The sequence below is a fragment of the Mucilaginibacter sp. genome, assembly GCF_025359345.1.
Taxonomy (GTDB): domain Bacteria; phylum Bacteroidota; class Bacteroidia; order Sphingobacteriales; family Sphingobacteriaceae; genus Mucilaginibacter.
On the sequence record NZ_JANYGQ010000003.1, the window covers coordinates 62,810 to 84,260 of the forward strand.

The 21,451-nt window shown below is 44.5% G+C and carries 17 protein-coding genes; 11 read left to right on the plus strand and 6 right to left on the minus strand.

Annotated elements, in window-relative coordinates:
- Nucleotides 1-14: 14 nt before the first annotated feature.
- A complete protein-coding gene (locus Q0R52_RS01265; protein WP_295791278.1) occupies nucleotides 15-3,119 on the minus strand; it encodes a SusC/RagA family TonB-linked outer membrane protein in 3,105 nt (1,034 codons plus the stop codon).
- A 417-nt stretch (nucleotides 3,120-3,536) separates the two neighbouring features.
- Between Q0R52_RS01265 and Q0R52_RS01270 the strand changes: the two genes are divergently transcribed.
- From Q0R52_RS01270 to Q0R52_RS01295, 6 genes are all read left to right on the plus strand, one after another.
- A complete protein-coding gene (locus Q0R52_RS01270; protein ID WP_295791280.1) occupies nucleotides 3,537-4,457 on the plus strand; it encodes a c-type cytochrome in 921 nt (306 codons plus the stop codon).
- A gap of 2 nt (nucleotides 4,458-4,459) precedes the next feature.
- Nucleotides 4,460-4,915: a DsrE family protein gene (locus Q0R52_RS01275; RefSeq protein WP_295791283.1), complete on the plus strand. Its 456-nt coding sequence runs from the start codon at nucleotides 4,460-4,462 to the stop codon at nucleotides 4,913-4,915.
- Nucleotides 4,916-5,013: 98 nt separating this feature from the next.
- Nucleotides 5,014-7,635 carry a GH116 family glycosyl hydrolase gene (locus Q0R52_RS01280; protein ID WP_295791287.1) on the plus strand — a complete coding sequence of 874 codons (2,622 nt, stop codon included), beginning with the start codon at nucleotides 5,014-5,016 and terminating at the stop codon, nucleotides 7,633-7,635.
- A gap of 54 nt (nucleotides 7,636-7,689) precedes the next feature.
- Nucleotides 7,690-8,010, plus strand: coding sequence for a hypothetical protein (locus Q0R52_RS01285; protein WP_295791289.1), 321 nt, complete (start codon nucleotides 7,690-7,692; stop codon nucleotides 8,008-8,010).
- 156 nt (nucleotides 8,011-8,166) lie between these two features.
- Entirely contained in the window at nucleotides 8,167-8,358 is a 192-nt protein-coding gene (locus Q0R52_RS01290; protein ID WP_252792554.1) for a cold-shock protein, read from the plus strand.
- Between the two features lie 5 nt (nucleotides 8,359-8,363).
- Nucleotides 8,364-8,813: a cold-shock protein gene (locus tag Q0R52_RS01295; RefSeq protein ID WP_295791299.1), complete on the plus strand. Its 450-nt coding sequence runs from the start codon at nucleotides 8,364-8,366 to the stop codon at nucleotides 8,811-8,813.
- Between the two features lie 15 nt (nucleotides 8,814-8,828).
- Here the strand turns inward: Q0R52_RS01295 and Q0R52_RS01300 are convergent, their stop codons facing one another.
- Nucleotides 8,829-10,031 (minus strand): GAF domain-containing sensor histidine kinase, encoded by a 1,203-nt coding sequence (locus tag Q0R52_RS01300; RefSeq protein ID WP_295791302.1) that lies wholly within the window; start codon nucleotides 10,029-10,031, stop codon nucleotides 8,829-8,831.
- Between the two features lie 205 nt (nucleotides 10,032-10,236).
- Here Q0R52_RS01300 and Q0R52_RS01305 point away from each other — a divergent pair, with 205 nt between their 5' ends.
- Nucleotides 10,237-10,995 carry a DUF72 domain-containing protein gene (locus Q0R52_RS01305; RefSeq protein ID WP_295791305.1) on the plus strand — a complete coding sequence of 253 codons (759 nt, stop codon included), beginning with the start codon at nucleotides 10,237-10,239 and terminating at the stop codon, nucleotides 10,993-10,995.
- Nucleotides 10,988-11,332 carry an antibiotic biosynthesis monooxygenase family protein gene (locus Q0R52_RS01310; RefSeq protein ID WP_295791308.1) on the plus strand — a complete coding sequence of 115 codons (345 nt, stop codon included), beginning with the start codon at nucleotides 10,988-10,990 and terminating at the stop codon, nucleotides 11,330-11,332. Before Q0R52_RS01305 ends, Q0R52_RS01310 begins: the two co-directional genes overlap by 8 nt.
- Before the next feature lie 14 nt (nucleotides 11,333-11,346).
- Here Q0R52_RS01310 and cls read toward each other — a convergent pair whose 3' ends face one another.
- The 3 genes from cls to Q0R52_RS01325 all read right to left on the minus strand — a co-directional run bounded on the left by cls (nucleotide 11,347) and on the right by Q0R52_RS01325 (nucleotide 14,793).
- Nucleotides 11,347-12,792, minus strand: a complete 1,446-nt coding sequence (gene cls, locus Q0R52_RS01315) for a cardiolipin synthase (protein WP_295791310.1) — start codon at nucleotides 12,790-12,792, stop codon at nucleotides 11,347-11,349.
- A 1-nt stretch (nucleotide 12,793) separates the two neighbouring features.
- Nucleotides 12,794-13,834 carry a metal-dependent hydrolase gene (locus Q0R52_RS01320; protein ID WP_295791311.1) on the minus strand — a complete coding sequence of 347 codons (1,041 nt, stop codon included), beginning with the start codon at nucleotides 13,832-13,834 and terminating at the stop codon, nucleotides 12,794-12,796.
- 65 nt (nucleotides 13,835-13,899) lie between these two features.
- Nucleotides 13,900-14,793 (minus strand): cation diffusion facilitator family transporter, encoded by an 894-nt coding sequence (locus Q0R52_RS01325; protein ID WP_295791315.1) that lies wholly within the window; start codon nucleotides 14,791-14,793, stop codon nucleotides 13,900-13,902.
- A gap of 234 nt (nucleotides 14,794-15,027) precedes the next feature.
- Here Q0R52_RS01325 and Q0R52_RS01330 point away from each other — a divergent pair, with 234 nt between their 5' ends.
- Both Q0R52_RS01330 and Q0R52_RS01335 read left to right on the plus strand, forming a co-directional pair.
- Nucleotides 15,028-15,924, plus strand: coding sequence for a cation diffusion facilitator family transporter (locus Q0R52_RS01330; RefSeq protein ID WP_295791318.1), 897 nt, complete (start codon nucleotides 15,028-15,030; stop codon nucleotides 15,922-15,924).
- A 189-nt stretch (nucleotides 15,925-16,113) separates the two neighbouring features.
- Nucleotides 16,114-16,269, plus strand: coding sequence for a lmo0937 family membrane protein (locus Q0R52_RS01335; RefSeq protein ID WP_252792562.1), 156 nt, complete (start codon nucleotides 16,114-16,116; stop codon nucleotides 16,267-16,269).
- An 89-nt stretch (nucleotides 16,270-16,358) separates the two neighbouring features.
- Here Q0R52_RS01335 and Q0R52_RS01340 read toward each other — a convergent pair whose 3' ends face one another.
- The gene (locus Q0R52_RS01340) at nucleotides 16,359-16,520 is read right to left on the minus strand and encodes a hypothetical protein (protein WP_295791322.1); all 162 of its coding nucleotides are present in this window, start codon (nucleotides 16,518-16,520) and stop codon (nucleotides 16,359-16,361) included.
- A 227-nt stretch (nucleotides 16,521-16,747) separates the two neighbouring features.
- Between Q0R52_RS01340 and Q0R52_RS01345 the strand changes: the two genes are divergently transcribed.
- Nucleotides 16,748-21,412 carry a DUF3320 domain-containing protein gene (locus Q0R52_RS01345; RefSeq protein ID WP_295791324.1) on the plus strand — a complete coding sequence of 1,555 codons (4,665 nt, stop codon included), beginning with the start codon at nucleotides 16,748-16,750 and terminating at the stop codon, nucleotides 21,410-21,412.
- Nucleotides 21,413-21,451: the final 39 nt, after the last annotated feature.

The following is a 21,451-nucleotide window of genomic DNA, read 5'->3' on the forward strand; positions in this document are numbered from 1 at the left end:
TTTCAATAATCATCTTAAAATTTCAAGTTAAGGTTAAGCCCGAATGTCCTGGTGTACGGTACTTCCGCCTGTTCAATACCCTGCGGCCCGTTCGAATAATTTGATTCAGGGTCGATGTTCGGTGTGTGCTTCATAATTGTCCATACATTGCGGGCAACGGCACTAATGGTTATACCCTGTATTTTATTGTTGAACATACTTGCCGGGAAGGTATAGCCTAACACAATCTGTCTTAATTTGATAAAGCTGTCGTTATATAAAAACATCGAGCCGTTATTGCTCATTGCTGAATAATAGTCTTGCGGATTTAGCTGCTCGGTCCCGTATTTCAAATCTCTGCCCACCAGAGTTTCTTTGGTAAGACCATAGGTATAGGCATAGTAATTAGTGCCCGAGAATATCTTTCCGCCAAATTTGCCATCAATCAGGAAAGAAAAATTGAGGTGTTTGTACCTAAAGTCGGTAGTTATACCGGTTGTAAGCGGGCTGATACCGGAACCAAGGTCTTTATATGTCGCTAAGCTTGGGTCGGGTGCGCCGGTTGCAGGATCGATAATTAGTTTGCCGCTTGCATCGCGTGCAGGGTCCAGTGCAAATATCTGGTAAGCCGATTTGCCTACAACCTGCGACATGTAGGCTATACCGTTGCCCTCATCCTCGCCGGCACGCGAATAACCAAGCGGGAAATTGCTTGAGCCGCTCGAAATGGCTAGTACCTTGTTATTGTTGTAGGTTAAATTCAGTGTTTCTGTCCAGCTGAAATTTGCAGTTTTAACCGGGGTTCCCGATACTAAAAACTCGATACCCTTATTCTGAATAGTTCCGGAGTTGAGCAAAACGAAGTCGTAGCCGGATGTTCTCGATGTTACGGCGGGGATAACTTCTTTGCTCACCTTCTTGTCGTAATAGGAAATATCGAAATGCAGCCTGCTTTTAAAAAGGGATAGTTCGGTGCCTATTTCAAACTCTTTGGCCGACGATGGTTCTAAACTTGAGGTGGGTATAGTATTGCCGTTGGCAACATTGCCAATTGGACTCCCGGCAAGGCTGCCTATATTATTATAGGCAATTAGCGTTTGGTATGGAGCGTCAGCTTCGCCGCCAACGTTGGCATATCCAAGTCTTAATTTTCCCATGTCCAGCCAATCAGCATGAAGCAGTTCGGAGAATACGAAAGAGCCGCTGATTGAAGGGTAAAAGTAATTGGTTTTACCCGGGGCAAGAGTGGAGTACCAATCGTTACGGCCGGTTACTGATAAATACAAATAATCTTTATATGAAAAATCTGCCGTTCCGTACACGGATTTATTTATAATAATCGGGTTGCTGGCGTATTCAGTCGGGCTGGCAAGGTTGCCTACAGTATACAGGTAAGGTGTCTGGAAACTGTTACCGGTTGCATCAAGCTGATCGGTAGCCTGTCTGCGCGAGTTAGCTCCCACCAGTGCGGAAAGGCCAAAATCCTTACTAAATTTAAACGTTTTACCAATTATCGCGTCAATGTTTAATTCTGTCGATTTAATGTTTTCGTCTGTCATTGCACCATCGCTTTGATAAGCAGTACCATTTGGCGTCACAATTGTGTTCCTGTCGGCATAATAATCCTCTCCCGCGCGTAACTGCAGGTATAAGCCGTTATCAAATGTGTATTTGGCGTCGGCCGAGCCAATGAAACGGCTGCGGCTGGTGTTGTTGATAAACTTATACGCTACAAAATAGGGGTTAGTAGTATAAGCATCATCTAAAAATTGATTTTCCGATCCGTCAGCTTTGTAACCCGGCGCCAGCGACGTGATATTTACGTTTGGCGGAAGAAACATCGGGGCAAAATTCAGGCTGCCTGCTGCATCAGATACGCTGGGACGGTTGTGGGTAAAAGCATTAATATATTGCGCTTTTAACTGTAAATCGAGATGTTTGTCAAGCTTGTAATTTGTAGATAACGAAAAAGATTGCTGGTTGTAGCCGGCGTTTGGTATGATGCTGTTATTGTGCAGATCGCTGGCCGAAAAACGCAGGCTGCCGTCATCGCCAAGCGACTTGCTCAACGATACGGTATTGGTAGCAGCACCACCATTTTTGTAAAAACGTTTCATATTGCCTGAAACCGCCGAATAGGGGCGCTGCACTCCGTCAAATTGAAAAGCTTGCGAACCATCAAGTTTGGCTCCCCAGCTGGATAAACCCAGCTCGAAGGCATCGTTGCCGCTAACAGGTTTATTTCCGGCCGAACCCTGGCCATATACTTTTTGCCAGTCGGTATTATCTATAACGCTTTCTATTACATAGTTCGAGTTTATTTCAACACCCACACCTTTGGCATTCTTACCCGATTTTGTAGTGATTAAAATTACACCTTTGCTACCGCGGTATCCGTATAGTGCTGTGGCTGCAGCGCCCTTTAATACTGAAATAGTTTCAATATCATCAGGGTTAACGTTAATGGTACCATCGCCACCGTCGGCGCCACCATACCCCCCGCCAACGTCAGTTTGCCGATAGTTGTTGTTTTGCATGGGTATGCCGTCAATTACATATAAAGGCTGGTTTGAGCCGGAAATTTCAGAGACACCGCGGATAACTACGTTTGCCGAACCACCGGGACCGGTAGCTACATTGCTTACGTTAACACCGGCTACCCGGCCTTCAAGACTGTTTACAAAGTTAGTTTCGCGCGCTTCTGTGAGCGATGAACCTTTAACCTCTGTAACTGAATAGCCTAAAGCGCGTCGTTCGCGCTTAATGCCCAGGGCTGTTGTTACCTGAACTTCCTTTAGCTGTTCAAGCGAGGGGATTAGCTTAATATTTATTTCTGTCTTGCCGCCGATAGCCACTTCAAACGTGGTGTAACCCACGTATTTAAAAACTAAAGTTGCCGATGCATCGGCTATTATGGAATAGCTGCCGTTTACATTGGTAGATACGCCTTTGTCGCTCCCCTTAACGCCAACAGAAACGCCGGGAAGGGTTTCGTTAGTTTGCCCATCGGTAACCTTACCGGTAACAGTTACGGAGGTTTGGGCCATGGCCACGCCGCCAAATAGCAAGGTATTTATTGTTAATAAAACAATAATCCTTAATAAAGAAGCTGTTTTTTGAAAGTAAATGTTTTTTCTCATAGACTGAATTTTGAAGGTGAAAGGTAAATTTTGTGCACTTAAATAAGAACAATTTCCTGTAATTTAATGCGTAGCAACTGGGAGTATGCCGCATAATTGTTAGGGTTAGTAAAGATAATGTTAAAATGATATCAAAAAACGAGCGCACAGATATTTTTTGTACCATATTTGTTACCTGGTTTTTAGCTGTGCGCAAATAAAATAAGGATAAAAAATGCAAGGTGGTATGTGCTTTTATAGCTATCTTCATAACCGTTTATTTAATACCAGTAACCCCGCCAGTTACCTGATATGTTATCCCGAAAAAAAAATAAGACAATAACAACATTGGTGCCCATGGGCAATTGTGCATCCCGCCGGATAATGTCTTTGTCTGCTTTACTTATTGTTATTTTTATTGCGGGCTGTACCGGGGATGTGAAAAATGAAAAGCAGCCACCATCAAAAAATACTGCTATTACAGTTCCTGCCGATGCCTGGAAGGCCCCGGATACAGTTACTATTCCAGCGGGCAAAGCCGGTGAAATGATCAGGTACGGCCGGGAACTTATTGCACATACCGCAAATTACCTCGGCCCAAAAGGCAGCGTCGCGCAATTAACAAACGGCATGAATTGCCAAAACTGTCATTTAGATGGCGGCAGCCACTTGTTTGGGAATAATTTTGCCAGTTTTATAGCCACTTACCCTAAAATGAACCCACGATCGGGCAAAGTTGATATTGCCGACGACAGGTTTGTTGAATGTTTTAAACGCAGCCTTGGCGGTAAAAGCCCCGACACTACCAAGAAAGAAATACAGGCAATGATGACCTATATGAAATGGATTGGCAATAAAGTAAAACGGGGGGCAAAGCTATTTGGCAACGCTACTGAAAAACTTCCATATTTACCTACTGCTGCCGATACAGCTAAAGGGCGCCTTGTTTTTATTGCTAAATGTAAAAGCTGCCACGGCAGTAATGGCGAGGGGCTGTTGGCCGTCGATAAGAAATCGTACACCTATCCGCCGCTGTGGGGAGCACATAGTTATAACGATGGCGCAGGAATGTACAGGATCGGCAACCTTGCCGGTTTTGTAAAAAATAACATGCCATTTGGGGCAACGTACAAAAAACCTCAATTAAGCAATGAAGATGCATGGAACGTTGCGGCCTTTATTAACTCGCAGCCACGCCCGCATTTTGATAATAGCAAAGACTGGCCGGCCATTGATAAAAAACCTATCGATCTTCCCTTTGGCCCATTTGCCGATAGTTTTAGTGAAAAACAGCATAAGTTCGGGCCGTTTAAACCAATAGCCGCGTGGCAAAAAACACACCCATCAAAAAAATCATAATTATGAAGAACTACCTTTTACTTGCAATTGGATTTGTATTATTAATCTGCTCAAAACAAGCTACGGCACAAACCGACCCGGCCAGCTTTACCGGTGCGCAACCTAAATTAGATCACTATGACGCCTTGTATGTTTTAAACTCAGGCGACGACAAAAAGATCCATGGAATTATACGCAATATGAACAATGCGCTTGAAGACCCGCGCCTAAAGGGCAAGCTACACATTGAACTGATTGTTTTTGGCGATGGCGTGGCCGTTTACATGAAATCGGGTAGTTATGAACAGGCTTTAAAAGACCTGCAGGCCAAGGGTGTAGTACTGGCCGAATGCAGCAATACCGTGCGCGAACGAAAGATTGATAAAAATGATTTGTTTGATTTTATATCATACGTACCCAGCGCCAATGGCGAGATTATTTTAAGGCACTATGAGGGTTGGGCAGAGGTGCATCCGTAAAGCCTTTTTAGGTACTATGCTATTTTATCTGCTTCAAATTTTATTAGATTTGACTATACAACCAATTGTCCTATTTAGCACCTTATTGATTACCGCTTATGAAAAGCAAATCCGATCGCAGGGTTTTTCTGAAAAATATTGGCGTAGGCAGCGCGGCAGCATTGTTGCCGGTTGGCTCGTTAAGTTTTGCTGAAGCTAAACCTGTTGATGCCGATAAAACGGTGTCGCCGGCACCATCGCCGGGCAAACGAAAATATAACAGCGAGTATACCGGGCAGCACCTTAACCGGGTAGCTTTCCCTATTGGCGGACTTGGCGCGGGTATGTTCTGCATGGAAGGTAGCGGTGCCATTTCGCACATGTCCGTAAAAAATAAGCCCGAGATATTTAATGAGCCGGGCATGTTTGCAGCAATTTGTGTCAGGGGTGTTAAAAATGGGGCTAAACTGCTTGAAGGCCCTGTGCCGGACTGGAAAAAATTCGGGTTACGTGACGCCGCCAATGGTCTCGGTGGCTCAACAACAGGCCTGCCACATTTTCATGATGCAAGTTTTAAAGCAAGGTTTCCGTTTGCTTACCTCGATATTACCGACAACGACCTGCCATTAAAAGTTCAGGTAACCGGCTGGAGCCCATTTATTCCCACTGATGATGACAACTCAAGCCTGCCAGTTGGGGCTATGGAATATAAATTTACCAATACGGGTAAAACCGAGGCCGAAGCGGTTTTTTCGTTCAATACCAAAAACTTTTTAGGTTTCTATAAAGGCCAGGACAAGATAACTGCCATAAAAAACGGCTTCGTGATGACCCAGCTTGGGACAAAGGAAAAACCAATGCGTTCGGACTTTGCCATATTTACCGACGAAGATGATGCTGTTATTGACCATTGTTGGTTCCGCGGTGGCTGGTGGGACCCGGTTACCATGGCCTGGAACGAAGTAAAAAGCGGTAATGTAAAAGCAAACCCGCCAGTTGAAAGCGACGCACCCGGCGCAACACTGTATGTCCCCTTTAAGTTGATGCCGGGGAAAGAGAAGGTTATAAAGGTTATGATGGCCTGGTACACCCCCGACTCGGAGCTTACTTTCGGCGAAATGGGTACCCGCAAAGAAAACTGCGACCCGGCCAGCGGATGCTGCAATTCGCCGGGTGATATTGGTTTAGATAAATATGACAAAGATTTTAACGGCAAATTTTATAAACCCTGGTACAGCAGCCGGTTTGCAACCGTTGAGGAAGTGGCAGATTATTGGCTTAAAAACTATATCGACTTAAAGAAAAAATCGACACTATTTAAAGATGCCTTCTTTTCGTCAACATTGCCGCCCGAAGTGATGGAAGCGGTTGCTGCCAACCTTTCGATCCTGAAGTCGCCCACCGTTATGCGCCAGTACGATGGAAGGCTCTGGAGTTATGAAGGTTGTGCCGATGATAATGGCTGTTGCCATGGCTCGTGTACGCCCGTATGGAATTATGCGCAGGCTATTCCGCATTTGTTTCCTGCGCTTGAACGTAGTTTAAGGCATACCGAATTTTGCGAAAGCCAGGATGTTAGCGGGCACCAAACCTTCAGGGCTAATTTGCCGATACAGCCTACTAAGCACGATTTTCATGCTGCGGCTGACGGTCAATTGGGAGGTATTATGAAAGTCTACCGCGAGTGGCGCATTTACGGTGATAACGTATGGCTGAAAAAGATGTACCCGATGGTAAAAACCAGCATGGACTATTGCATTACTACCTGGGATCCACGACACCGCGGGGCCATTGAAGAACCGCACCACAACACCTACGATATTGAGTTTTGGGGCGGCGACGGTATGCACACCAGCTTTTATTGTGGCGCGCTAAATGCAATAACCGCTATGGGTAAACATCTAAACCAGGACGTTACCAAATATGAAGACCTCGCCAAAAAAGCAAAGAACCTGCTGGAAACAGAACTATATGACGGCGAGTACTTTATACAGGAAATAAAATATAAAGATCTGAATGCCAAAAATCCGGCAACAGCAAAATCCTTTGGCGGCGAATATTCAAAGGAGGCACAGGCGTTGATGGAAAAGGAGGGACCCAAATACCAATACGGCAAAGGTTGTTTATCCGACGGTATACTTGGCGCCTGGATAGGGCGCATGTGCGGTGTGCCCGAAACAATTGATCCTAAGAAAATAAAGAGCCACCTGCTGGCGGTACACAAATACAATTTAAAGGAAAATTTGAGCGAACATGCCAATCCACAACGCCCTACATATGCCTTAGGCGACGAAGGCGGCCTGCTGCTTTGTACATGGCCCAAAGGCGGTAAGCTCTCGCTTCCATTTGTTTACAGCGACGAGGTATGGACCGGTATTGAGCACCAGGTAGCATCGCACTTAATGTTGATGGGTAATGTAAAAGAAGGATTGGAAGTAGTACGCGCTGCGCGGGATCGCTACGATGGCAAAATCCGCAATCCATTTAACGAGTATGAATGTGGCAGCTGGTATGCACGCGCCTTGTCGAGCTATGGATACTTGCAGGCATTAACAGGTGTGAGGTACGATGCAGTTGACAAAACGCTGCATATTGATTCGAAGATTGGCGATTTTACAAGTTTCCTTTCAACCGAAACAGGTTTTGGAACGGTGAGCCTGCACCAGGGTAAACCAGTCGTAAAGGTTGTTTATGGCAAAATTGATATTGGGAAAACTTTGGTATTGGGTAAACAGGTTTAATAAAAAGAAACAAGAATAATTAAAAGTCATTTGGCCATTTTTATAAATTAACCCATGAAAGTAGAAACAGGTAAGATTGTATCGCTCCGTTTCATAATGAAAAACGCTGCCGGCGATATAATTGAAGATATTATGGACCAGGCACCGGTTGAATACCTGCATGGTTCCGGAAGTATACAACCCTCGTTAGAAGCAGGAGTAGACGGGCTGCAGGCCGGGGATGCAAAGCACATTGTCTTTAAAAACGACGATTCGGGCGACGAGTTTCAAATTGATTTGGTTATTGATGCTATACGCCCGGCAACTGCCGAAGAAATAAAAGGGGGAGGACCCGGAAAAAAAGCAGAAATATGCGGACCGGGTTGCTGCTGCTAAAATGAAAGGTAAGTAGCGCGATTGAACGATATTACAAGACTTGCTGATAGCTTAGTGCTAAATTCGATAGCTGAACCTGCCTATATGGTCTATCTTTACAGAAACCTGAGCGTCATTGGATAATTAAACGTACCTTGCGCACTTATCAAACAAATCATGGCAACAGGAACAGTAAAATTTTTTAATGAATCAAAAGGATTCGGCTTTATTACACCAAGCAACGGTGGCAAAGACTTATTTGTACACGTAACAGCTTTAAGTGGCCAGATCCGTGAGGGTGATGAGGTTACTTTTGAGATAGAAGAAGGCAAAAAAGGACCGGGTGCAGTTAATGTTAAAATAGCTTAAGCGTATTGGGAAGATCGACAGAAACATTCAGTAAAAAGGAAAAAGAGAAAGCCCGTCTGAAGAAAGCCAAAGAAAAAAAGGAAAAAGCCGAAGAAAGGAAAGCGAATTCCGGAAAAGGCCAAACCCTTGAAGATATGATGGCCTATATTGACGAGCACGGGAATATTACGTCAACTCCGCCCGACCCCTCGAGGAAAATAAAAATCAATTCGGAAGATATTCAAATCGGAACCGCTAAACGGGAGGATATTCCGCATGATACGGTGCGAAATGGTGTGGTCAGCTTTTTTAACGAAGCAAAAGGCTATGGCTTTATCCGCGACCTGCAAACAGAGGAAAGCATTTTTGTGCATATCAATGCTTTAACAGAGCCTTTAAAGGAAAATAACCTAGTTACTTTTGAGACCGAACAAGGACAAAAGGGGTTATCTGCTATCAACGTAAAAAAGAAATAAGCAAGGTTAGCCTGCTTATTTCTTTATCGCTATAAAAAAAGTAGCCCCTTCACCCGGAACGGATTTTACATAAATATTGCCGTTCAACACATTCAGCAAGTCCTTAACGGTTGAAAGGCCTATACCCGAGCCTTTTTTATTATACCTATCGGTTATCTTAAGGGTGAAATTATTGCTGAATATCTTTTCGTGGTATTGTTCAGCGATGCCTACACCGTTGTCCTCTACTTCAAGCCGGTAAAAATCATCGTCCTGCTCAAAGCGTATCTTTATATAACTTTTCTCCTTGTTGGTGTAACGTATGGCGTTGCTCAGCAGATTTATTAATATCTGCTCCAGCGCAATTATCGAAAAATATAGCTTATGACTTTGGCTTGGTAAAATTATGCCCACGTTTTCGGGTACAGCCAGTAAGCTGATTACCTTATTTATTAAACTGTTGAGCTCGAAATTTTGCTTTTTGGCAAGCAATAACGAAGGGCTTTTTGAATAGGCAAGCATCTCTTCAACCAACTCAAGCAAATTTTTTGTTGATGTTATATTCAGATCAACCAAACGTTTGCAGCCTTCGTCGCCCAGTTTTTCCTGCCTTATTTTAAGCGCCTGCGATGTTAGTAAAATGCTGCTCAACGGGTTTTTAATGTCGTGTGCAGCCATTGATGCAAACTTTTGTATCAGCACGTTCGAGTTCAGCAGATCTTGATTGGCCTTTTCGAGGCTTGCCACCTTACGACGAAGCTCCAGTTTATCAACAACCTGCCGGCCAAGTGTTTTTAAAGCTTGCTCCTGGTCGTCGGTTAATGTTTGTACCTTCTGGTCTATAACACAGAGGGTACCCAGGGCAAAACCATCTTCGTTCACCAGTGGCACTCCCGCGTAAAAGGTAATCTGCGTTTCGCCGGTAACCATCGGGTTATCAACAAACCGTTCGTCAAGCCTCGCGTCAGGAATAATCAAAATATCATCGTCAGATGCTATAACATGGGTGCAAAATGAAAGTTCGCGTAAGTTTTCAGTAAACTCGGTTCCTTTATGCGACTTAAACCATTGCCGTTTTTCGTCGATAAAAGTTATCAGTGCAATGGGTACACCGCAAATAGCCGATGCCAGCGAGGCAATAGCATCAAAATCGCTTTCTTCGGCGGTATCAAAAATATTGTACGATTGCAGGGCGATCAGTCTGTCAGCTTCGTTTTCAGGAAACGGGAGGGTGAGCATAGTTTAAATTATGGAACGAAAAGTGAATATACGAAAATAAACCGTATTGGGCTTGTCGAACTTCTGTAATCTTGTCGTTATAACTCAATTTTTGTTTATTTTTTAATTTTAAAGAAAATAACCTTTCGCATCGGGTAAAAAGAACAAGCGATTAAAACTTTCATCCGGCTAAGGGGTTTTTAATTTGTTAACTTTAATTTTACCTATGCAGGCTGGTAACTATGATTTTTATGGTGGCACAAGCGGACTTTTAATCCCCATCCCTAAACGCGATTTTTCACCAGAATTTGCCTCATGTTCACGCCTTCAATACTACGCTACGCTATTTAATAGTATCGAAATTAACAGTTCATTCTATAAATTGCCCATGCCGTCGACTGTCGCCAAATGGGCGGCAGAGGTTCCCGAAAATTTCCGGTTTACTTTTAAACTATGGCGGCAAATAACCCATAACAAAGAACTTATTTTTGACGATGCCGATGTTGCCCGCTTTTTGGATGTTGTCAATAACGCGGGCGCCCGAAAAGGTTCCGTCCTGGTTCAATTTCCCCCAAGCCTTACAGTTTCTGCAAGGGCTCAGCTGGCACACCTTTTAAATACGATAACCGAAGCCGACAATCATCCGGAATGGGATATTGCGGTCGAATTCCGCCATCGCTCGTGGTACAACGATGAAATTTACGATTTGCTCGCCAGTTTCAACGCCGGTTTGGTTTTGCAGGATATCCCGAAATCGGCCACGCCACAAGTAATTACCGCTGATAATTTTGTTTATCTGCGTTTTCACGGGCCATCGGGCAACTATAAGGGTAGCTATAACGACGAAGTGCTATCGGAATATTCTTATTATATCCGCGAATGGCAGCAGGAAGGCAAAAAAGTGTATGTTTATTTTAACAATACCGCCGGCGACGCATTGAATAATTTATTTACTTTGAAACGATATTTGAATGACTATGAGTAACAAGAACCCAACAGCGTCCATTGTTGAAGGAAATGATGGCCTTACGCTTATTAATACATTCACCGTTACACCGGAAAGGCAAAATGAACTTGTCGAATTATTGACACTGGCTACCGAAGGCAGCGTAAGCAAAGTCGCTGGGTTCGTGTCAGCTAGCCTTCACAAAAGCCTTGATGGGACAAAAGTAACCATGTATGCACAATGGCGCAGCATGCACGATTACCAAAATATGCGCAGTAACCCGGCGGCGTCACCTTATTTATTGCAGGCGCTTGAATTTGCCACTTTTGAACCGGGCATGTACGATGTAGTGCGCGTGTTTTTGCCGGAGAAATAGCTACAGTTTTTAGGTTATAACAATGGCGACAACAGTCTTATCAGCTTCTCAGGCAATTGCTTAAAAAGCGTTCGTTTTGCCCAGGTTTTTGGGTTAATCTTTACCGCGTCTTTTATATCGTTATAAAATGCGTCGCGCAATTGCAGGGCTACTTTATCGTCATAAATCATACTGTTTACTTCGAAGTTCAGCTCAAAACTGCGATGGTCCATATTGGCGCTGCCAACAATGGCAAGTTTACTGTCTGATACGATGGTTTTTGCATGTACAAAGCCCTTTTTATATAAGTATATTTCGGCGCCTGTATCCAGTATATCGCCGTAGTAGGATCGTGCCGCCGCATTAATAAATGCCGAATCTGATTTGTTTGGAACGAGGAGTTTTATTTTAACACCGCTAAGGGCTGCTACGCTTAAGGCATTTAAAATGCTTTCGCCGGGTATGAAATAAGGCGAGGTAATTAAAAGTTCCTCCTGGGCCATGCCAATGGTTTGCAGCAATGAAAACATTATGGTAGGCGTATCCGAGTCGGGGCCGCTGGCTGCAATTTGTACGATGGCTTTGCCGTGTTTGCTTTTTGTGGAGCAGAAATATTCGCTTTGTATAGGCAATTTTTGGTCAGCCGCAAAGTTCCAGTCGCAAATAAACAGGTATTGCAGGTAGTAAACGCCCGGGCCGTTTATCCGCACATGGGTATCGCGCCAAAAAACTTGCTTTTTGCCCTGGTTGTTGATATATCTGTCGCTTACATTTATGCCGCCAATAAAGGCGGTGCAACCATCAATCACAATTATTTTACGGTGATTACGGTAGTTTGTACGATTTGATAAAGCAATAAAAAGAATTTTATAAAACGGGTAAGCTTGCACACCACCGGCAATCAGTTCTTTTACCAGGTTATGCCTTATGGAGCGACTGCCAAAATCATCATAAATAAAGCGTACCTGCACCCCTTGGGTGGCTTTTTGTATTAAAACGTCTTTTATGGTGTTGCCTATCGCATCATTTTCAAAAATATAATACTCTATGTGAATGTGATGTTTGGCATCTTTTAACGCCTGTATAACTTCACGGAACTTTTCCTCGCCATTTAAAAGTAGTTTTACCTCGTTATCGCCGGTAAGCGGGCTGTTATCATTTAACAGCATGCGGGCAAGCTTTTTATGGCGTTTTACCTCAGATTCTCCCGTATCCCAGGTTTTTTCTGATTCGTGAATTATCTTCTCCCTGATCTCTGCGAGCAGCTTATTGTCATTAATTATTTTTTTGCTGTACAATTTGTTTTTGCGATAATTGGCGCCAACAGCAAAATATATGATAATGCCTACGCCCGGCACAAGGATGGCCACCAACAGGTAAGCCAATGTTTTACTGGAGGAGTGGGTATCATACAAAATTCTGAAACAGACAAACAGGACGAGTAAAATATAGGCCGCGCCGGCGAGTAAATGCCAATCCATATTATTTTGTTGTTGATTTACTGTTTACAGGTTCGCCTGCAATCCGCTCAATATACAATTTAACCGTGTGTTTGTTCCATCCGGCCAGCCGTCCTTTTTGTAAAACCCCGGCATTGCTATCACCGGAAAGTAATGGATAGCTAAATGCAAAAGACGCGTTCTTCGTTTGCCAGCCTTGTACCTGTTCAAAACGGAGTACATTTAAATAGGGGTTGTTTTTTATCAGCGATAAAGTGTAATATTCATCCGCAAACTCCATCATATTTTTAACAGCCGGATAGTTTTTAATTGGTTGCAAAAGTCCGTGGTTTTTGTCATACGCTTCAAAATCAACAGGCTTGGTTCTGACATCCCATATCGAACGGTAGCCGGTATAGTAAACATCGCCGCAGTCAGCTACAACATACCATAGCATATTATTAAATGGGGCAGGGGTGGTGAAATACCTTGACGGCTGCAAATGACTTGCCGCGAATGATTCTTCAACTTTTTTATCAACGATAACCTTATTGACTAATGAAAAACACAGGTACAGTGCAGAAACTATGATGCCACTCCAGGCCCATTTGCTTCGTTGTTTATTGCCGGCTCCTTTAAAAATCAGCAGTATTGCCGCGATAAGCAACGCGACTGTAAAAAACGGGTCGGCCACATACAGTAAATTAACTGAGAATCGATGGTTACTAAAGGGCTCTAACAGCCCGGTGCCATAGCTGTTGCAGACATCCAGTAAATCGTGTAGTAATAGCTGAAAGCAAAAGAAAAATACCAGGGCTGCAAAGGATAATCGCGTTTTATAGTGTACCCGAATGGCGAGCCAGCCTAGCAGCAAGCCGACAACTATTGCAAAAAACAAGGAGTGCGTAATACCGCGATGGATAAGAAAAGCCCTGTCGGCAGGCAAAAATAAAGCGGCCATGGAGTCGATATCGGGCAGGTTTTGAGCCAATATACCCCACAATAATGCTTTTTTACCCAGCTGTTTATGTAACAGCAGCTCGCCGACACAAGCGCCTAAACAAATATGAGTGAGTGAATCCATAGGGCAACAAAGCTTTACAGATGTTAAAGATATTTAACCCGGTAATGTTTGGGTATATGCCTGATTTACACAGGCTCAACAAACACGTGCTTATAATGCGGGTAAGCTTCCATCACAAGCTCACGCAGGTTATGTATTGTTGCCACAATATCGGCGCTTTTGTTGTCTTCATGAAACTTGATTTTCAACAATAGCAACACCTCCTCGGGCGACATGTACATGGATAGTTGGGCCGATACGCTGTTTACTACTGCATGCTCTTCCACCAGCTTTATTATTGCCTTTAACTCGTCGGGATGGGCGGTTTCGCCCATTAGCAGGCCATGGCTTTCGCGCACCAGCAAAATAGCCACCAGGGTAAGCAAAATACCAATAAGTATTGATGCCACGCCATCCAAATACGGATTGTGCAGCAGTTGTGCCAGTACAATCCCGGTGAAGGCTATTAAAATGCCAATTACGTCTGCCGCATCCTCAAAAAGCACAACAAATGTTGCCGGGTCTTTACTTTGACGCACAGCCTTCCAAAACGATGTGCGGCCGCGCTGGTGGTTAAATTCTTTTAAAGCCGTTATTAATGAATAACCATCAAGCACAAAAGCAATACCTAATATGATATAGTTCCAAAAAGGGTTTCTAACTTCTTCGGGATGCCGTATATGTTCAATGCCTTCGTAAATGGAAAAGCCGCCACCCAGGGCGAAAAATAATAATGACACGATAAATGCCCAGAAGTAGAGTTCTTTACCATAACCAAACGGCCGCTTTTCGTCGGCAGGTTTGGTGCTTTTGCTGATGCCCAGCAATAGCAGAATTTCGTTACTGGTATCAACCAGCGAGTGTATTCCTTCCGACGCCATAGCCGAACTACCGGTAGCATAAGCAGCGACAAGTTTTACAATAGCGATAATGGTATTTGCGGCGAAGGCTGTATAGATAGGCGTTTTATTGGTGGCCATAGATGTATCAGTCAGAAATAAAAGCGGGGTATGGCGGTAAAGGTATTTATATTTTTTGTGACTGAACCGGGATTAAGCAGATTTAAAAGATTAATTAGATAGCGAAATTGAGCGAATAATGAAAATGCCCCCTGATAGTGTTGAGGTAGGTGTGGACAATTGCAATTTTTTTTCGGAAACTATATATTCAAGCTGTTCCAACCAAATCCCCAAAACCTTGTTATATTCACCATAATGAGATCAAAAACCTTCATTTACATATCATTGGCAGTCGATATAATAATCGCGACATCCAAGTTCGTGGCTGCCGGGTTTACCGGCAGTTCGTCAATGGTGTCTGAGGGTATCCACTCCATTATTGATGCTGTGAGCCAGCTGCTGCTGATATGGGGTATGAAAACCAGTGCCCGTAAGCCTGATTTAAGCCGACCATTTGGCTATGGCAAAGAACTTTATTTCTGGTCGTTCATCGTATCGCTCATGATTTTTGTTTTGGGCGGATGCCTGTCTGTTTACCAGGGCGTTATGCGACTGGAGCACCCGGTATTGGATGATAACCAGGCCTGGGATTATGCAGTTTTGGCAATCGCATTTGTATTTACATCTATATCACTTCATGCGGCAACTAAAGAGTTTAACCGGCAACGTGGTAAAATATTTTTCTGGAGGGCCATTATACAAACCCGCGATCCATCTACCATCATTGTGCTTTTAGGCGATGTGGGCGATATGTTGGGTTTATTGGTGGCTTTTTTTGGCGTGTTTTTAGGCCGGCTTTATCATAGCCCTTATTACGATGCCGCCGCATCAGTATTAATAGGCGTCATATTAATTACTATTTCGGCAGTGCTAGTACGCGAAAGCAAAAGCCTGCTGCTCGGGGAATCAACCAGCCGCAAAACACTTCGAAAAGTGATAACGCTTGCCCAGGCTGATGAAGCGGTAGTAAAAGTGAAAAAGCATTTCAGCACCTACATGTCGCCCGAGGAGGTGTTGCTGCAATTGAATACTGTATTTAAAGATGACCTTACTACCCGGCAAATAACTGATGCTATTGAGCGCATAACCAGTGCTATCCAAAAAGACTTTCCCCGGTTTAAGCAAATATTTATTGAGCCGGTGAAGCAGTAGCAGTTGTGAGTTGGCAGCAACGTGAAGAGGCGCAGGCCCGCTAACTTAGACTGATATTCCTAAAAGTATTACACCAAATGTCCCATTTTTAAAACAGCCGTATTTAACTGCTGTCTATTATTAGGTGGTATAAACTTTGGCACGGTTTTATTGCGATGGTTAATACATTTAACTAAAAAAACATACACTATGAGATCACTACTGTATATTATCGCTGTCATCATGATTATCGGGTGGGCGATAGGAGTATTTGCTTACTCTGCAGGCGGAATCATTCACGCCTTGTTAATAATTGCAATAATTTCATTCCTGATAGGTATTATCAGGAGCCCGTCAACTGTCTGAAAATAAGTTTAATTATAATTTAGTTGATAATAACAAAGGCGGCCAATTCGGTCGCCTTTGTTATTGGATTATAGTAATTGGAATAGCTATTAATAGCTCTCTTTTAATTTATTATCATCAAGCTGAATTCGTTTAAATTCGTCAATTAGCCTTTCGCGCTCCTTTTTCATATCGTCTATTTTTATCGATATAGCCTTTATGGCGTTAACGACGGTGTATAACTGGTGCAGTTTGTTTATCTCCTTTTCCATCACGAGTGTCAGCCAAAAGCTAAATATAACTTTTTTGTTACGCCTAATCAACAAATGCTTTAAATAAATGTTTGAAATTCAGGTTTTTATAATTATGGTGTTAATTGTGAATCGGTGCCCGGTCATAAATCGCCCGATTAGCAACCCTCGTTATAGCTAACAATCACCAACCACTAAATGGTCAATGACCAAAATATCCGTATGTTTATAATTTCTTAAATACTACTATGCAGGAAACTATTTTATCCCGCCTTGAGGCATCGCGTAAAGAATTATTGGACCTTGGTTTACGCAATCCTCTTTTAAATTACAAAGCATCAAAAGCCCGCGGACTGCACATGGTGCAGGAAAAGTCTGTTTACGTTTACGATATACTGGTAAAACAAAATAAATCGATGACCTTTTTGGGGATGCCCGAAAAGGTGGCTGGTGAGCAGGACGGGTTGTTTCCTAACCTGTCACAACCCGAGCTATTGGAAACCTACCAGGATACCAAGCTGCAAACCAGCGAGGTTGACCTTAAGCTGCAGGTTAAACTATTAAATACCTATTATTTTGCCAAAACCAGCATAGAGGAGCAAGGGATTAATACGCTTTATCTCTCGCTGGGTATGCTAAACTGGTACGAGGCCGGTAACCACGAGGATGTCCGCCAGGCGCCTTTGTTGTTAATACCCGTTTCGCTGGAACGGTCGAGCGCTAACGAGCGTTTCCGTTTAAAATATACCGGGGTCGAAATTGATGCCAACCTTTCGTTACAGGCAAAAATGCTGGCTGATTTCAACATCGCCATCCCCGATTTACCCGAAACCGACGAGTTTAATATCGAAAATTATTTTGCCGAAATTAAAGAACAAATTAAGCGCCAGCCCACATGGAAAGTTGATGACGATGCTATGGAACTGGGTTTTTTCTCGTTCGGCAAGTTTATGATCTACCATGATCTGGACAGCGATAAATGGCCGAAGGAGGAACAGCCTGCCAATCATCCAAACATCAACGCGTTGTTTACCGACGGTTTTAAAGATGCCCAACCAACGGCCGATGAGGATGACTACCTGGATACCGATACCGTAGCCAACCAACTGTTCCAGGTAGTGGATGCCGACAGCTCGCAGGTGCTGGCCATGCTGGCCGTGCACGAGGGCCGCAATATGGTGATACAGGGCCCGCCCGGAACAGGTAAATCGCAAACTATTACCAATATGATAGCCAATGCCGTAGGGCAAGGTAAAAAAGTGTTGTTTGTTGCTGAAAAAATGGCTGCGCTCGACGTGGTAAAACGGCGGCTGGATGCTATTAATTTAGGCGAGGCCTGCCTGGAACTGCATAGCCATAAAGCCAACAAGAAAGAGCTGCATGAGGAACTGAAGCGCGTGCTTGAACTGGGCAAGCCAACTTTTGAAGCCCTGCAGCAGGAATTGGCGTTACTGGAGGCTTACCGCAATGAGTTAAACGGATATTGTGCTGCTGTTAATAACGCCGTTATTGGCAGCGGTTTATCTGCCCAAAAAATCATAGGCTTTTTGCTGGCGATAGCAAAAACTGCATCGCAGGTGCACCTGCCCAAGTTACCACTCGAAGTTATTGAAGCCTGGGACGCGGACCGTATGGGGATGGCCGAAGCCATGGCTGATAGGGTACAGGCACGTTTAAACGATATCGGCATACCGTCAAAATTATTGTTTTGGGGTAGCCGGCTTACCGTAATGCTACCACATGAAGAACAACCCATTCAGCAATTGCTATCTACAGCTTTACAGGCCCTGAAGAATTTGCAGTCGGAGGTAGATACCATTGCCAGCCAGTTTGGCGTAAAATCGCCCAAAAATGAGATTGAAACAGCGAAACTGCTTGAACTTTGCCGCCTTGCCTCGCAAAGCCCCGATTTAAAAGGCATCGCCATAAAAAATGATGCATGGCTGCATAACCAGCATGATATCACCGAACTACTGGATACGGGCAAACGGTTTGCCACTCTTCACCGGGAGTATGAAAGCATACTGATACCCGAAGCCTGGGACCAAAACGTTTTGGAAATTCGCCAGAACTTAATGGCTTATGGCGATAAATGGTATAAGTTTTTAATAGGTGCCTATGGCAACGCTAAAAAACAACTAGCGGCCATGTGCCGGATTCCGCTGCCATCAGGCACTGCCGAAAAAATAAGGATAGTTGACGCCATCTCCGAGTCGCGGAGGCTGGAAAAAACATTGACGGAACTTGAACCGCTGGCGGTCCGCTTATTTGGCAGCAGGTGGTTAAAACAACGCTCGGATTGGGATGCGCTGGCAAATATTGCAGGTTATCTTGCGCAATTGCAGGCCAACATAGCTGATGGTTCTGTCCCTGCCGCGATAATTGAATACCTGGCTAAAACCGAAAACGGTGAGGCTGCGAAAACAAGTCATATGTTGCTTACCGCGAAACTGGCGGAACAGCGGCAAGCTCTACAGTCGGTGCGTGAAAAATTGCACGTCGATATAGCTGTAAGATGGACTGGTACAGAGTTGGAGGAGGTTGCGTACCCAGAACTGCAACAGATGCTGGAGAGCTGGATAGCCCGTTTCCCGGAGCTGCAAAAAATGACTGCTTGGAATAATCTTGCAAAAACAGTTGATGACGAAGGGTTGTCTGTCCTGGTAAACGCCTCTCTTCAATGGGAAGGTGCCCGTGAGCATTTGAAAACAGCCTTGCAAAAAACATGGTACGAATATTTAATTGAACAGGCTTTTCAATTTAACCCGGCGCTTATAAAATTTGAGCGTGCCAGCCACGAGGAGGTGATTGAAAAATTTAAAAAGCTCGATTTACTAAACCTGCATTACAACCGTGCCCGCGTGGCCTTAAAACATTATGAAGGCGTGCCAAGGGCGCAAGCCGGTGGCCAGGTAAATATTTTGCGCAGCGAGTTCAATAAAAAATCGAGGTTGATGCCTATCCGTAAACTGATATCGGAAGCTGCGCTGGCTATACAGGCCATTAAGCCCGTTATCATGATGAGCCCGATGTCGATTGCCAATTTTTTTGCGCCCGGCAGTATAGAGTTTGACCTGGTGATTTTTGATGAGGCCAGCCAGGTACGGCCGGTGGAAGCTTTGGGTGCAATAGCCCGCGCAAAACAATTGGTTGTGGTTGGCGATTCGAAACAGCTGCCGCCTACCAGTTTCTTCGATAAAATGAATACTGATATCGAGGATGAGGATAACGTAACTGCAGATTTGCAAAGTATCCTTGGCATGTGCGATGCACAGGGAGCGCCGCAACGTATGCTGCGGTGGCATTACCGAAGCAGGCACGAATCGTTAATCAGTTTATCTAACAAGGAGTTTTATGAAAATAAACTGGTGATATTCCCCAGCCCCGGTTCGCGTACCAAAATGGGGCTGGCATTTCATTATTTGGAAGATGCCGTTTACGACAGGGGTAAAACCCGCACCAATGTTATCGAGGCCGAGGCAGTTGCCGATGCGGTTATACACCATGCGCTAAACAACCCAAAGCAAAGCCTGGGCGTAGTGGCTTTTAGCACCGCACAAATGCAATGCATTCAAAACACGCTGGAAAGTCGCAGGCGGAAGTCGCCGGAGGTGGAGAATTTCTTCCGCAGCCATATACATGAGCCGTTTTTTGTGAAGAACCTTGAAAATGTGCAGGGCGATGAGCGCGATGTAATATTTATCAGCATAGGCTACGGCAAAACCGAGGATGGTAAAATACCAATGAGTTTCGGTCCGTTGAATAATGAAGGCGGTGAGCGACGGCTGAATGTATTGATAACCCGCGCCAAACTACGTTGTGAGGTGTTTACCAATATTACTTCAGAGGATATTAAACCCACTGAATCAACCAAATTTGGTATCCGGGCCTTAAAAAGCTTCCTGTATTTTGCGCAGCACGGCAGGTTTGATGAGTTAGAGGAAACCCTTATCACTCAAAAACGCCCATTTGAAGACCAGGTTGCCGAGCAGCTTACCGCAAAGGGTTATGTGGTACGTAAAAAGGTTGGATCCGAAGGGTTTTATATCGATATGGCTATTGTTGACCCGCAAAATCCCGGTCGGTATATTTTGGGTATAGAATGCGATGGTGATGCCTATGCCTCAGCCAAATCGGCCCGCGACCGCGACAGGCTCCGCAAACAGGTGATGGAAACCATGGGCTGGAAAATATTCCGGATTTGGAGCACCGACTGGTTCCGGAACCCGAAACAGGAGTTGGACAGGGTAGTTGCCGCCATTGAAAAAGCAAAGAAGCAGGCGATAGAAGGCGACATAGACGAGGAAGCAGCCGAACATGAGGTAGTTACAGTAAATCGCGAGAAAGGCGAGGAGGTTAAAAGTTCGTTGCCGCCGTACGTGATAACCAAACTGCCTTCTGAGGTTGGGAAACCCGAATTACACCTGCATTCGTTTGCCAAGCTGGCCGGCTGGATAGCCGAGATAGTGAAAACCGAAGGTCCCGTGCATCTTGATGAAATAATCCGCCGGATGGCCGATGCAGCAAAGGTAGGCAAAGTAAATTCACGCGTTAAATACACCATTACCCAGGCCACGCAATATGCCGTTGAGAACAAGCTGATAAAAGCAAAAAGCGATTTCCTTTGGCCGGTGGATATGGAGCAGCCTATCATTCGCGATCGCAGTGCATTGCCCATAGCTTCGAGGAAACTGGAATATATTGCACCCGAAGAAATGGATCTGGCCGTTTGCAAGGTGGTTGAGGAGGCCATCGGTATTCAACCCGAAGCCGCGGTACCGTTCATTGCCAGGCTGTTCGGCTTCACGAGGGTGACCGAGGACTTGAAAAATGACTTACTGCACGCCATCGACTTAAGTATCGCAAAAGAAAGTGTTAAAATGGATGGGGAGTTTTTAAGGGTGAGTCAGTAAAGTCAGCAACAATAGGAAAATAGACTAATTGACCGGGCC